Origin of the sequence: Globicatella sulfidifaciens DSM 15739 (assembly GCF_900167405.1) — a bacterium.
Taxonomy (GTDB): domain Bacteria; phylum Bacillota; class Bacilli; order Lactobacillales; family Aerococcaceae; genus Globicatella; species Globicatella sulfidifaciens.
Genome location: NZ_FUWO01000028.1, coordinates 1 through 14803 on the forward strand (window position 1 = coordinate 1; position 14803 = coordinate 14803).

The window sequence follows — 14803 nt, forward strand, 5'->3', positions numbered from 1 at the left end:
TATTCAGTAAGTGTCTACAGACTGCTTATTGATGGGGTGCCAGTCAACCATCCCTTAATGTCTTTAAACGGTTGGAGATATTACATCGTTTGTACAACCACCATGTTTAGGACAAACTCTCTGTTTTAACAGAGAGTAGTTGATTATAGCGGTGATGTCAAATTAGTCACAAAGTCCTAAGTAAGACTATAAACTACTTAATAACATGGAAGGAGGATAGCACCTTGAAACCGTCTGAAAACTGAAAGGAGGTTATCCAACTATCTCTGTCTTGGCCGTACAGTAAAACGGCTTTTTTGTTTGAAATAAGACGATAAAATAAGTAGTCCCGGTGAAGTTATAAAAGTTGCGAGACGATTATCCTATAAAAGTCTTAATAGGATTACCCAATTTGTTGCACCTATTTTTCCCCAATTACAAAAACAATTGAGGTAATCTTTTCCTATAATTATCCAATCAGTCTAGTGGTAATAAGTCAAAAGACACCATTTGTTTATCGGCGGTGTCAAGAGTGACTATAGGTACTGAAAGTCTCTATAACGTGATTTATCGTAAATTCAGCTATTTTTTCGGTAATGCATCTCTTCTGTCAACATCAATTTCATAGGAAGCTCTTTTCATTTAGTTCTCTTCAAACCTGGTGAAGCGGAAGTTTCTTTTTTGTTTTGATTAATGTCGCATATAAATTATCGCCTAAAAGGATAAAGTTACTTGAAAACACTATAAGGGTATGTTAGTTTATAAGCTGATAGAGGTGATAGAGTGATGGGTAATCAGTTGCTAAATCCTGATCATAATTTTTATCCGGAAGATGATTCTTTTTTACGTTTTGAAAAAGCCTATTATCAAATTACTAAGGCGGTCTATCCGGCGTGGAGTTTAGAGGCAAAAATAATTCAACAACTTAAAAATAGTTCTCAAAAAGTAATTCAGATTGCACCACCCGATACGATTGATAACCAGACTTATAATTTTTATTTTAAGCAAATTTACGATAATGTGGGCAATACCTGGTTTCAATTTATAAACGTCCAACGACAGTTAGCGAAGTCAAATTAATTTAAATAATCTAGTCAAACTACTTGATTTTTGACCAAAAATGACCTATTATTATAACTGTATTAGCACTTAGGGTGTTAGAGTGCTAAAAAATATCAAATAGTGGAGGAATACAATGATGTTAAAACCATTAGGAAAACGTGTATTAATCAAACTAGAATCAAATGAAAAAGTTTCAACAGGTGGGTTAGTATTAGCAAGTGCTGCGAAAGAAAAACCCACTCAAGGTGAGATAATTGCTTTAGGTCAATTAGTAACCGATGAAGACATTGTGAAAGCTGGCGATGTTGTTTTATTCAATGAGTTTTCAGGAACAACGATTACTCATGAAGGTACTGACTACTTAGTTATTGATTTAGAAGAAGTTTTAGCAATTTTAGGATAGGAGAGGGTAGATAATGGCAAAAGAATTAAAATTTTCAGAAGATGCTCGTGCTTCATTATTACGTGGAGTAGATATTTTAGCAAATACCGTTAAAACCACTTTAGGACCAAAAGGTCGCAATGTTGTGTTAGATAAAACATATGGTTCTCCATTAATTACCAATGATGGTGTGACGATTGCTCGAGAAATTGAATTAGCAGATCGTTTCGAAAACATGGGTGCACAACTAGTATTGGAAGTGGCTTCAAAAACCAATGACGTAGCTGGTGACGGAACAACTACCGCAACCGTTTTAACCCAAGCAATTGCTCGTGAAGGGATGAAAAACGTTACTGCTGGTGCCAATCCAGTAGGAATTCGTCGTGGAATTGATATGGCAACGAAAGTAGCCGTAGAAGCGTTAAAAGGTTTATCACAACCTGTATCATCTAAAGATGCGATTGCTCAAGTTGCAGCTGTTTCTTCAGGAGATGAAGAAATTGGTGCATTAATTGCTGATGCAATGGAAAGAGTCGGCAATGACGGTGTTATTACGATTGAAGAATCTAAATCCATTACCACTGAATTATCAGTAGTAGAAGGGATGCAATTTGATCGTGGTTACTTATCACAATACATGGTATCTGACAACGAGAAGATGATTGCGAACTTAGAAAACCCGGCAGTATTTATTACAGACCGTAAAATTACCAATATTCAAGATATTTTACCATTATTAGAGGAAATAATGCAATCTGGTAGACCTTTGTTAATCATCGCCGAAGATGTTGATGGTGAAGCATTACCTACTTTAGTATTAAATAAATTACGTGGTACCTTAAATGTGGTAGCAGTTAAAGCCCCAGGATTTGGTGATCGTCGTAAAGCAATGTTAGAAGATATTGCTGTATTAACTGGAGCAACTGTTATTTCGGAAGAATTAGGTTACGAATTAAAAGATGCAACTACAGCGCACTTAGGACATGCAGGTAAAGTGACGGTAACGAAAGATTCAACAACAATCGTTGAAGGTGCAGGAGATAAAGCGGCGATTGAAAATCGTATCCAAATTATCCGTGCACAAGCAGAAGAAACAACTTCAAGCTTCGACCGTGAAAAATTACAAGAGCGATTAGCGAAATTATCTGGCGGAGTAGCGGTGATTAAAGTAGGAGCAGCGACCGAAACAGAGCAAAAAGAACGTAAATTACGTATTGAAGATGCCTTGAATGCGACACGTGCAGCGGTTGAAGAAGGGATTGTTTCTGGTGGTGGTACAGCCTTATTAAATGTTCAAGAACAGGTCTTAGCCATTGAAGCAACTGGCGATGAAGCAACAGGTGTCAACATTGTGGCGCGTGCTTTAGAAGAACCAGTTCGTCAAATTGCTGCCAATGCAGGAAAAGAAGGTTCAGTAGTTGTGAATGAAATTAATCGTGCAGATAAAGGTATTGGTTATAACGCAGCTGCCGATAAATTTGAAAATATGATTGAGGCGGGAATTGTTGATCCAACGAAAGTAACACGTTCTGCTTTACAAAATGCAACTTCAGTAGCAGCATTATTATTAACTACTGAAGCAGTTGTGGCAGACATTCCAAAAGATGAGCCGGAAATGCCAATGGGCGGCGGTATGCCAGGAATGATGTAAGAAATGATTTATTCATAAACATCTATTAACTTAGTTACTTCCTAGCCTAGATAAGCCTAAGTATTCATAGTTGCTTGTGAAAAAGGCTTATCACGTAGTTGAATAACGATTGTTTAGCGAACAAAAATTTAAAGACAAAATCAAGCAGAGGATAGAACAAAATCGTTCGGTCCTTTGCTTTTTTTATTTGGATAAGAGCTATAAACTTGATATACTAAAAGTATTAAAAAGGAGATGATTAAGATGCCGCAAGTTCAACAAAAAGCCACGACTAAAAGATTGGTTGCGATAGGAGCTTCATTAATTATTTTAGGACTGGGCGCTTTTACAACAACTCAAAAACAGCAAAATGAGCAAACATCTAGTCCAGAATCATTAACTGACATGGTACTGAATCGCCAAGATTTTAATGAAAAAGTCTTACAAGGTAATGATGTCACCAATCGTATCGCAGTTATCCGTGTCAATGGCGTGATTCAAGATAATGGGTCAAGTTCTTTGATAAGTGGTAGTGAAGGATATCAGCACCAACAAGTGCTAGAACAATTTAAAGCAGCTGCCAAAGACTCAACCGTAAAAGGGATACTATTAGCAGTTGACAGTCCTGGCGGTGGTGTTTATGAAAGTGCTGAGTTACGTGCGCAAATTCAAAAAGTTCGCGAAGAAACTAACAAACCGATTTACACTTCATTCGGATCAGTCTCAGCTAGTGGTGGTTATTATATTTCAGCAGAAACAGATCGGATTTATGCTGCTGAAGAGACAACTACCGGTTCAATCGGAGTTATTATGGGCAATTATGATTTCTCACAATTAATGGAAAATATTGGTGTGAAGCAAAATGTTATTAAATCCGGCGAAATGAAAGATATTATGAGTTCTACTCGATCAATGACGAAAGAAGAAAAAGAAGTAATCCAAACTTACTTAAATAATTCTTTTGAACGTTTCTTAGAAATTGTGATGAATGGTCGAGGTATGAGCAAAGAGGAAGTTTTAAAAGTAGCGGATGGACGTGTGTTTGATGGACGTCAAGCTGTTGAAAATGGTCTGGTTGATGAAATCGGTTATGAAGCTGATGCAATTAACGGTCTGACAGAAAAAATCGCAGCTGAGAGTCCAGTGGTATTTGAATACATAGCAAAAGATGCAAGTCTCTTTTCAAACTACTTACCATTTGGTTTAAACTTTAAAGGGAATCAAGATTTAACTTCACAGGCGGGGCAAGTGTGGTCATTCATTGAAACACAACAATCACCAACTGCTCAATATATTTATCGAGGTGGTCACTAATGACAAAATTAGATAAATCAAATTTAGAGGACGAATGGGTTAATCAAGTCGAACAACTTTCAGAAAATACAGCTGGCGATGCCGTTACGAATAACGAGAATCAAGCAACAAGCGATGAGGAGTTAGTTGACACTGTCAATGAATCGTTAACTCATGATGCAGAAGATGATGCCGTTCTTGCACGGGAGGATTATGAAGATGTAAAAGTACTCCATGATAATGTTACACCTGAATTATCTTCAGTTAATGAAAATGTATCTGAACAGGAGTTACCTGTAAACGAGACGATGTTAACGCCTAAAGACAATTCTTTAAACCCGGATGCAACAACCAACGAGACGCTGTCAACGTCTAAAGACGATGTTTCAAAGCATACTATTCCGACGAACCAAGACTTATTATTAAATAAGGAGAAAAGATCAGTTAATGAGTCAACATCAAAGGCCAATCTATTGACAGCCAATGAAACGAAGCAACAGACAGCTGACACTTCAACCGAAGAGGAGTATGATTGGTCAACCGGTAAGGATTCAACCAACAATTATCAAGCAATTGAGAAAGCTGCATGGGAAGCTGATCGTAAATATAAAATTGATAAAGGCTCACCTTATGAGTTTCATTATATTGCTAGTGCCCATCGACGTGTTGTGGCCTTTTTAATTGATAGCTTAGTCATAACGGGCCTTATTAATTTGCTCTTCAGCATGTGGAGCTTTACGTCGTTGATTAGCTTTGGAATTTCAACTGCTATTTATTGTCTTTACTTTGCGGGATTGACTTTAATCTTTAAAGGACAAACTTTAGGCAAGATGATAATGGGCTTAAGAACGGTTCGCTTGGATGGTTATAATCTAAAACTATCAGATATTTTCTTTAGAGAAATTGTATCTAGAATTATTCAAAGACCATATCCCTTTTTATATTTAATCAGTTTCTTTACTAGTGAGAAAAAACAAATTGGTGACTGGGTGGCCAACACTTGTGTCATTGTAGACTTTGAATAAATGAGGAGTAGCAAATGATCAAACCAATAGTAAAAGATACTTTTTTCTTATCACAAAAATCAGTAGAAGCAACTAAAGCGGATCTGCCTATCATCCGAGATTTACAAGATACTTTAAATGCTAATCGTGAACACTGTGTTGGCATGGCCGCTAATATGATTGGCCATTTGAAAAATATTATTATTTTCTCTTTAGGACCGGTTGACATGGTAATGGTGAATCCAAAAATCATCGCAAAATCGAAACCATATGAGGTTGAAGAAAGTTGTTTGTCATTAGAAGGCGTGCGTCAAACGACTCGCTACCGCAAAATAACGGTGAGTTACCAAGATGCTCATTTTAAAAAGCATACTGGACAGTATCAAGATTTTTTAGCGCAAGTGATTCAACACGAAATCGATCATCTCCATGGTATTATTATTTAATTGTTAGCTGAAGTGAGAATGTTAAAAAATGTATTGTTGAAATGAATAAACAATTGCTAAAGGAATTCGTTTTCATCATTTAATGCAAATTTTAGAAAATCATGATAAAATGAAAAGCGAGTGAAAACGGAGGTGGATGAATGGTTACGATTAATGATATTGCAAGAGAAGCGGGCGTTGCCAAGAGCACCGTTTCGAGATATCTTAATGGTGGCTCAGTAAGTCAGAAAACAGCTGAGAAAATAAATTTCGTGATCCAAAAAACAGGATATTTACCGAACACCTTTGCCCAAAGTTTAAAAGCAAAGCAAACGAAAATGGTGGGAGCTATCACACCACGTTTAGATAGTTATGCGTCAAATACAATGTTATCTGGAGTAGAAAGTTATTTAAGAAAAAAAGGTTATAAATTATTAATTGTCAATTCAAACCTTGAACCCGAATCAGAATTAGAGGCAATAAGAAGTTTTCAAGCGAATCGGATGGATGGCATTATCTTTTTGATGACCCATTTTTCAGAAGATTTAGAAAAAACAATGAAAGCATCTAAAATACCAATTGTGGTAGTGGGGCAAGAAAATCCAATAGGAGATTCAATTTTCTTTAGCGAACAAACAGCTGGAGAGCAATTAGCGCACTACCTTTATCGATTGGGTCATCGTAAAATTCATTATTTAGCAGCTACTAAAAACGACCCTGCGATTGGGATATACCGTCGTAACGCTATACGAAATACATTTCTAGCCTTCGGGGATACGGAGTTTGAAGAGTTAGCGGCGGGCTTTAGAATGGACGAAGCATATGAAGTGACTAAGCGAGAGTTAATTTTATCGCAACCAGAGTTAATTGTGGGAGCAACCGATATGATGGCGATTGGTGCGATGAAAGCCTGTTTAGAAGAAGGGTTAAGAGTCCCGAAAGATGTTAGTATTGCGGGCTTTGGGAATCATGCGACTGGTGCTTCTTTTTATCCAGGTTTAACAACAGTCGAATATCCCTATTTTAATGCTGGTGAGATTGCGGCAGACCATTTGTTACACCGAATTAATCATCAGCAACAAGAAGAAAGCATCGAATTACCAACAAAATTAATTTTAAGAGAGTCTGTTTTGGATAAAAGATGAAGAAAAAGACCTGTGAAAATATGAAAATAATAAAAATTTTTGAAAAAATATTTTCAATCGCTTTCAAAAAGATGACTTATTACCAGCGTTTCGGTAAGGAGGTCATCTTTTTTTTAACTTAATGTAGTTTGAAAACCTTAATTTAATCATTTTGTTGACGTTTCCATGTTGCATTTTATTTTTTTATTTCGTATAATGAACTCAGCAGTTCGGAACTGGTTCCAAAAAGTAAGCAAATATATGGAGGTATCAAAATGGATTACAAAGATATAGCAAAATCCGTTGTGGAAAATTTAGGCGGAACAGAAAATATTAATAGCGTGGCTCACTGTGCAACTCGTTTACGTGTAATGGTGAAAGATGAGCAAAAAATTAATAAAGAAAAAATGGAAAATGTCGATAAAGTAATGGGGGCATTCTTTAACTCAGGACAATATCAAATCATTTTTGGAACGGGTACCGTTAATAAAGTATATGATGCAGTTGCTCAATTACCAGGTGTTAATACGGTGACAAAATCTGATCAAAAAGCATCAGCATCTGAACAACAACCACAAGGTAGTTTCTTTAAACGTGCCATTCGTACTTTTGGTGATGTGTTTGTTCCAATTATTCCGGTTTTAGTAGCGACCGGGTTATTTATGGGGGTTCGTGGATTATTAACACAACCTGACATATTGGCATTATTTGGAATGACTCCAGAGAGCTTAAACCCAAATTTTATTCAATGGACTGAAATTTTAACGGATACAGCTTTTGCTTTCTTACCAGCATTAGTCGCTTGGTCTTCATTTAAAGTATTTGGTGGTAACCCAGTATTAGGGATTGTCTTAGGATTGATGATGGTACACCCTTCATTGCCAAATGCTTATGATGTAGCAGGTGGTAGTGCCGAACCAATGCAATTCTTTGGTTTCATTCCTGTTGTCGGTTATCAAGGTACGGTAATCCCTGCTTTTATCGTTGGGATGGTCGGTGCGAAATTAGAAAAATGGCTACATCAACATGTTTCTGAAACCTTTGATTTATTAGTCACACCATTCTTAACGTTATTAATCATGAATATTTTAGGTTTATTTGCGATTGGACCTGTATTCCATTCATTAGAAACAGTCGTTTTATCAGCAACGGAATGGGTATTAGCCTTACCATTTGGTTTAGCCGGATTAATTATTGGTGGGTTACAACAATTAATCGTCGTGACTGGTATTCACCATATTTTCAACTTCTTGGAAGTGCAATTATTAGCAAAAGATGGTGTCAACCAATTTAATGCCTTCTTAACCGCAGCAACCGCTGCACAAGCTGGCGCAATCTTTGGTGTAGGATCAAAAACCACTAATGCTAAATTAAAAGCCTTATCTTTCTCAGCAGGTATCTCTTGTTTATTAGGAATTACTGAACCAGCTATCTTTGGTGTTAACTTACGTTATGGTAAACCATTTGTGATGGGGTTAATTGGTGGTGCTGTAGGTGGTTTCTTAGGTAGTATTTTAAACCTTAAAGCAACTGGTATGTCAGTTACTGTCTTACCTGGTACTTTATTATACTTAAATCAATTATTACCGTACTTCTTAATGATGGCAGTGGCCTTTGGAGTTGCATATGGATTAACTTATATGTTTGGTTTTAATGATGAAATGACCGCGAAATAATAATTTAACTGAGGCTGGGTAAAAAGTAATTATTTTTACCCAACCTCATTCGTGTCTTAATTGTTAATTTTAAAAGCAAAGTTGAAATGGTAATTACTATTTTAAGTTTAGTAAACTGTGGAGGAAGACACGAGTAATAAAAATGAGTAAGACTTATTTAATCTTTAAGGTTTTAAGAAAGGGATGAATTAATTGAGAAATCAGGGGAAATTTGCACAACATTTCCATATTACACCGACTGAAGGATTGCTTAATGATCCAAATGGTTTGTGTTATTTTCAAGGATATTATCATGTGTTTTATCAGTTAAATCCATATAACACCAATCATGAAACAAAATATTGGGGGCATTTACGTTCCAAAGACATGATGCATTGGGAACAATTACCTATTGCGTTAAAATCAGACGATTGGTTTGATAAAAATGGCGTATATTCCGGAAGTGCAATTGTTCATAATGAACAACTGTATTTATTTTATACAGGGAATACGAAAGATGATCAAGGTGTTAGAAACAGTTATCAATGTTTAGCTACTTCTTCAGATGGCATTAACTTTGAAAAACATGGTCCAATATTAGAACAAGCACCAGGTTTTACTGGGCATGTACGTGATCCAAAAGTTTGGTGGGATGAACAACTATCGGGATGGTGGATGATTTTAGGGGCTCAAAGAGAAGACCTTACGGGTGATACGATTGCCTATTTCTCAAAAGATTTATTGAATTGGGATTATAAAGGATCTATCTTACAATTTGAAGAACCACTGGGTTATATGTGGGAATGTCCGGATTTAATCTTTTTAACGGATGAAGTTACCGGTGAAGAAAAGGCAGTTTTTATTTTTTCACCACAAGGGTTAGAACCGGTAGATTATCGTTATCATAATATTTTTAATACGACTTATGTTATCGGGAAATGGGATGCGAATCGAGCGAAGTTCATTCCTGAGGATTGGTCAGCTTTGGATTTAGTAGAAGTTGATCGCGGTTTTGAATTTTATGCACCCCAAACATTTACGACACCAGATGGTAGAACGATTCAATATGCATGGATGGGTACGATGTGGCCAGAAGTTGAAGAGGCAGTACCGACACATTGTGATAAATGGATTCATCACCTATCAATGCCGAGAAGTTTACATTTAGTGGATAATCGATTGGTGCAACGACCGATAGTTGAAACTGAGGCATTATTATCAAATGAAGTTCAACAAGTTAAATGGGACGGTAATGATTTAATCGAGTTACCATTAGCGAACCCGTCAAGAATTCAAATTGAGGGAATAAATAATTTGACATCTGACTTCAATATTATGATTGATCAAGCTGTTCATATTCAGTACAAGCAACTTAACCAAGAATTAACCATTGAACGTATTAATTGGCATACCAAAAAAGCTGAAACGCGCTCGGTACTATTAAAAGAAGGTGCTGCACAATTAGATATTTGGTTGGATACGAGTTCTTTAGAATTATTCATCAATGAGGGAGCGACTACGATGTCGATGCGCTATTTTGCTGATAAACCTCATTCTAAAGTAACTTTCCAAGCAGAAGCAATTAGTACGCCTTGTGATATTAAGGTAACCAAATTATTAGCTTATCAATTTTCTTAAAAAAATAATATAACAACCAGATGTAATTCGAGGGAAAGGTCATAAGTATAAAATCAGTTGATTTTTGCTTTGACCGTCAAGCCTCGAATTTTTTTATTTGATTTAACATTGACTATATTTGACATTCAGCGCGAGATAATGTATTATACTCTCATGAACATTTGAATAAGAGGTGAAATAAAATGACAATGGCAATGATTTTAGAAGGAATTAATTATTTAGCAAGTATCGCAAAAACACGCGACTTAACAGAAGCAGAAGAAATTTTACGGGAAGAACTGCGTGGTGCTTATTTGGCCTTAATACGCCAGGCATTTCGTAAGCAAATTGAAGGGGTAAAATTGGTCGACGAAACCGGTGCAGATGTCACCCCAGAAAAATTAAAAGCAGTTCAAAAAGAAAAAGGCCTTCATGGGCGCGATCAAGATTTACCAACCCGAATGGCAAAGTTTTTATCAATGCTGCCAGATGTCGAAGAAGGCACTGTCATTTTTGGAGAAGTGAATGACCTCTATGATGACGAGTACGATGAAGAATTCGACAATGAGTATGGTTTCGATTATTATGAAGAATACAATAGCGAATCTGAAGAATATAATGAGTACGATGAGTACGATGATGAATATGATGAGTAAGGTGACATGGAAGACGACGATTAATTTGATGACGAATAGGGAACCGTTTTATCATAAAGTCTAATTAATCTAAAATTAAAGAACATAATCATTAGCAGATAGCGTTAAGTAGTGGCAAGCATATTTACTACTTGATGCTTTTTTATTTATGAATATTTGGTGAAGATGTCTTTCTAATTTTGTAAAATGTTTGACAAATAAGTGAGTTTAAGCCTTTCATAATAAGATTATGATATAATTTTAAGTGAGAGAACAAGGAGGAATTATTATGAAAATGGGGCGTCAATTTAAACATTTATTATTATCATCACTTTTAGTGTTAAGTCAGATTTCAGTACCAATGATTAGTGCTCAAGATTCAAGTAACTCCGTACAATATCAAGTAGGAGTCAAATTAAATTTGCCGGATAATACGGCTCAAGACAAAACTGATGTTAGTTATGACATCATTAATGTTCAAACCAATGAAGTTGTTTATTCATATCGTAATGGCGAAGTAACTGGTGGCGAACTTAATTTACCTGAAGGGCAATATATACTGCGTCTCTATTATTGGGATAATATTAGTCAATCAGGTGCGATTGTAGCCGATGAGTTAGAGCAATCGATAGCGGAACCGACTCCAGAAGAAACAGCAAGTGGAGAATCAATTAGAAAAACACATACGCCTGGTTCTGAAAATACATTAGGAGATGGAAGTGTCGTTTATGATGTGCCTTTTGAGGTGAAAGCTACTGCTGAACTTTTAGATGAGAGTAGTCAACAATATCATGCAGCATTAAATTTTTATATTGCTGATCCTGAAACAGCACAAAACAATGATACACCAGCTCAAGAGATGACTGAGACTTCAACCGAAGCGTCAGCTGAAGAAACGGAAGCATCATCAGAAGAGACGGAAGCATCATCAGAAGAAACAGAAATGCCAGTCTTAAATGGTGCGGTCTCACTAACGGTAGTGGATGAAAATGGTAATGCGGTACCAAATGTCAATTTTGATTTTTCTGGTCAGGCATTAACAACGGATGAAAATGGGCAAGCTCGAATCAGTGATCTAACGCCAGGTGCTTATAAATTAACGATTGTTGGATTGCCTGAAGGTTACCAAGGTGAGTTAAATCAAGAAATAATGGTTGAGGAAAATACCGAATCTCAACTTACCTTAACTGTTAACACGGTTTCAACCACTGCTTCAGCAATTATCAATATCGTTGATGAAAATGGAACGCCCATTCCAAATGTTGGAGTATTGATGGAAGGTGTGGAAGTCGTTACTGATGAACAAGGTCAAGCGGTCTTTGCTGATTTACCGGCTGGTGAATATCAATTTGATTTAAGTAGCATTCCGAATAATTATACTGGAGAAACAGCCGGCTCTTTAGTAATTGACCCTTCAGTTGGAGATACCACGATGACGATGACGTTAACAACAGTGGCTCAGACAGGAAATGTCAAGTTTGTCGTTACCGATCAAGATGGGAAAGCTTTACCAAATGTCGGGATTCAATTCCAAGATCAGCTTATGTATACTATAGAAGATGGAAGTGTGACAGTATCAGGTTTAGACTTAAGTGAGTATCATTACACCATTGCGGAATTACCAAATGAGTATACTTTAGAAAATCCATCGGGTAGTTTTACATTAGCGAATGCTGATGAGACGGTTGAAGTACCAATACAAGTTCAAGCCGTTCCCCAAGTAGGAAAGGCCTCCATTCAAGTAGTCGATGAAAATCAAGCATCGGTACCAGGAGTTTCGATTTTAATTAATGGTGAGACTGAAGTCATTACAGATGATGCGGGTCAAATTTTATTAGAAGACCAAGCATTAGGTACTTATCAATATCAAGTCACTGCCTTACCAGAAGGGTATCAAAGTGAGGCTTTAGAAGGGTCATATGAAGTAACAACAGAAGGGGTGACGGTCAATTTAGCGGTACAAACAGTGCCTAAAACCCAAGTTGTTAAAATGACCTTCGTCGATCAATTAGGACAAGCCGTTCCCAACATTACTGTGACTATAGATGAACAAACTGCAACAACGGATGAGAATGGTGTCGTTACTTTTGATAAAGTTGCTATCGCGGAACAAGTTTATCAAGTGACTAATCTACCAGAGAAATTTAATGAAAGTTATGAAGGTAGTTTAACGGTGTCAGCAGATGCAACTATCGATGAAACAGTCGGGTTAGAACGTGAAGTGACAAAAGGAACAGCAACAATAACGGTCGTTAATCAAGATAATGAACCGGTGGCTGATGTTAATGTTAAATTTGGTGGATTAAATGCGATATCCGATGATAACGGACAAGTACATTTTGATAACTTAGATTTAGGTAACTATCATTATGCAGCTGTCGAAGGACCAGCCAATGTCACCTTATCAGAAGAAGAAAAATTAGCTGAAATAACCGAAGGAATTGAATTTTCTGATAAAATAGTAGTTGAAGAAACGAAAGAAGGCAGCGTTCAATTTATCATTCGTGATGAAGACAATAATCCGGTCAAAGGGATTACGGTAAAAATCAATAACCAAGAATTTACGACAGATGAAGAAGGGCAAGTTCAAGTTTCTGAATTGGCTCCAGGAGAAGTAGGTTATACTGTATCAGAATCGCCAGATTATGCATTTAATCAAGCAGAAGGAACTATTGTGGTCGAAGCGGGTCAAACAAAAGTAGTTGAAATTAAGGCAACAATTGTTGAAACAACTACAGAAGCGCCGACGACAACGGAAGCACCGACAACAACAGAAGCACCGACGACAACAGAAGCACCGACTACAACGGAAGCGCCAACGACAACGGAAGCACCGACAACTACGGAGGCGCCAACGACAACGGAAGCACCGACAACTACGGAAGCGCCAACGACAACGGAAGCGCCAACGACAACGGAAGCACCGACAACTACGACAGTTGAACAAACGACAATTGCGTCAGAACAGGCGTTAAAACAATTTGTTGATTCCACGACCAATGTTGAAGTTTGGGTTCATCCAGATGATGCGAATAAAGTAGCGAAAATAGTAGTTGAACGTGTAAGTCAAAATATACCACAATCGTTATCTAATAAAGAGGCTGATTTTTATAATATTAAAGCGGTAGATCAAAATGGTCAACCGGTAAGTTTTACAAAAACTATACAAGTAAAATTACCAACACGACCAATCAATTCACAAATTCAATTATTACGTATTAACGATCAACAATTAACCTCGATTAATCATACGGTTCATAATCAACGAGTTAATTTTACGACGCAGCAATTAGGATTATATGCATTAGTTTATGGGGATAAAGTAACCGCTACGACGGAAGCAACCACTACACAAGCAACCACCACCACTCAGCAACAAACATTAACGGTGGATAAAACGAAAACAGTACAAAAAACAATACCGAATACCGGTGAAAAACGAGGTGTATTAGGGGTGATGTTGGCTATTGGATTGCTAGCATTAGGTGGTTTAGTTATTTTTGGCAAGAAAAATAATTCGAATCGAGATGAATAACCAAAATAAGTTTGAAGACAGCGATTAAGTTCGCTACTTCAAACTTTTTTCATTTACAAGCTGTCAGCTAAGGAAACCTCGGTATTAATACCTAGGAGGAATTAGCGAAATAGACAGCTCTTTCTGTTGATTTTACTAGGTTATCGTTAATGTTTTCACTAAAAAGATGGTATAATGTATTTAAGAAAAAAGAGGTGACAAGATGCAGTTAACGAAAACGATTAAAGTGCAATTATACCCAAGTGCTAGTGATATTGAAAAATTCGAAGAAACCCAACAACAGTTTTTAAACGCTTGTAATTTTGTTTCGACATATATCTTTGACCATGACTTTGAATTAGGTCAAACGACTTTGCATAACGCCTTGTATCATCAGATACGTCAGGATTTTGGACTGCAATCGCAAATGGCCCAGTCCGTGATGCGTACGGTAATCGCGAGATATAAGACTGTGAAAACACA

At 36.8% G+C, this 14803-nt stretch carries 9 protein-coding genes and 3 pseudogenes; all 12 read left to right on the forward strand.

The window, feature by feature from the left end:
- Positions 1–765 precede the first annotated feature (765 nt).
- Positions 766–1059 (forward strand): DUF5960 family protein, encoded by a 294-nt coding sequence (locus B5D12_RS09560; RefSeq protein ID WP_078756595.1) that lies wholly within the window; start codon positions 766–768, stop codon positions 1057–1059.
- A gap of 115 nt (positions 1060–1174) precedes the next feature.
- Positions 1175–1444, forward strand: a complete 270-nt coding sequence (locus B5D12_RS09565; protein WP_078756596.1) for a co-chaperone GroES — start codon at positions 1175–1177, stop codon at positions 1442–1444.
- A 13-nt stretch (positions 1445–1457) separates the two neighbouring features.
- Positions 1458–3074 carry a chaperonin GroEL gene (gene groL / locus B5D12_RS09570; RefSeq protein WP_078756597.1) on the forward strand — a complete coding sequence of 539 codons (1617 nt, stop codon included), beginning with the start codon at positions 1458–1460 and terminating at the stop codon, positions 3072–3074.
- A gap of 243 nt (positions 3075–3317) precedes the next feature.
- Complete coding sequence (gene sppA / locus B5D12_RS09575; RefSeq protein ID WP_159443924.1) at positions 3318–4367, forward strand: signal peptide peptidase SppA; 1050 nt, start codon at positions 3318–3320, stop codon at positions 4365–4367.
- The gene (locus B5D12_RS09580) at positions 4367–5371 is read left to right on the forward strand and encodes an RDD family protein (protein WP_078756599.1); all 1005 of its coding nucleotides are present in this window, start codon (positions 4367–4369) and stop codon (positions 5369–5371) included. The genes sppA and B5D12_RS09580 overlap by 1 nt, the downstream gene beginning before the upstream one ends.
- A gap of 14 nt (positions 5372–5385) precedes the next feature.
- On the forward strand, positions 5386–5796 hold the full coding sequence (locus B5D12_RS09585) for a peptide deformylase (protein WP_078756600.1): 411 nt from the start codon (positions 5386–5388) through the stop codon (positions 5794–5796).
- A 140-nt stretch (positions 5797–5936) separates the two neighbouring features.
- The gene (locus tag B5D12_RS09590) at positions 5937–6920 is read left to right on the forward strand and encodes a LacI family DNA-binding transcriptional regulator (RefSeq protein WP_078756601.1); all 984 of its coding nucleotides are present in this window, start codon (positions 5937–5939) and stop codon (positions 6918–6920) included.
- 254 nt (positions 6921–7174) lie between these two features.
- Positions 7175–8566: pseudogene (locus tag B5D12_RS09595) on the forward strand (sucrose-specific PTS transporter subunit IIBC); the annotation flags it as partial.
- A gap of 201 nt (positions 8567–8767) precedes the next feature.
- Positions 8768–10192 (forward strand): glycoside hydrolase family 32 protein, encoded by a 1425-nt coding sequence (locus B5D12_RS09600; protein WP_078756603.1) that lies wholly within the window; start codon positions 8768–8770, stop codon positions 10190–10192.
- Between the two features lie 188 nt (positions 10193–10380).
- Positions 10381–10626, forward strand: a pseudogene (locus B5D12_RS10515) (DUF896 domain-containing protein); the annotation flags it as partial.
- A gap of 469 nt (positions 10627–11095) precedes the next feature.
- Positions 11096–14341, forward strand: a complete 3246-nt coding sequence (locus B5D12_RS10520; protein WP_078756605.1) for a SpaA isopeptide-forming pilin-related protein — start codon at positions 11096–11098, stop codon at positions 14339–14341.
- Between the two features lie 202 nt (positions 14342–14543).
- Positions 14544–14803 (forward strand): annotated as a pseudogene (locus B5D12_RS09615) (RNA-guided endonuclease TnpB family protein); the annotation flags it as partial.

Excerpts from the sequence above, each read along its gene's own strand:
- groL (WP_078756597.1), top strand. The coding sequence starts at position 1,458 with ATGGCAAAAGAATTAAAATTTTCAGAAGATGCTCGTGCTTCATTATTA.
- B5D12_RS09585 (WP_078756600.1), top strand. The coding sequence starts at position 5,386 with ATGATCAAACCAATAGTAAAAGATACTTTTTTCTTATCACAAAAATCA.
- B5D12_RS09560 (WP_078756595.1), top strand. The coding sequence starts at position 766 with ATGGGTAATCAGTTGCTAAATCCTGATCATAATTTTTATCCGGAAGAT.
- B5D12_RS09590 (WP_078756601.1), top strand. The coding sequence starts at position 5,937 with ATGGTTACGATTAATGATATTGCAAGAGAAGCGGGCGTTGCCAAGAGC.
- B5D12_RS09565 (WP_078756596.1), top strand. The coding sequence starts at position 1,175 with ATGATGTTAAAACCATTAGGAAAACGTGTATTAATCAAACTAGAATCA.
- B5D12_RS10520 (WP_078756605.1), top strand. The coding sequence starts at position 11,096 with ATGAAAATGGGGCGTCAATTTAAACATTTATTATTATCATCACTTTTA.
- B5D12_RS09580 (WP_078756599.1), top strand. The coding sequence starts at position 4,367 with ATGACAAAATTAGATAAATCAAATTTAGAGGACGAATGGGTTAATCAA.
- sppA (WP_159443924.1), top strand. The coding sequence starts at position 3,318 with ATGCCGCAAGTTCAACAAAAAGCCACGACTAAAAGATTGGTTGCGATA.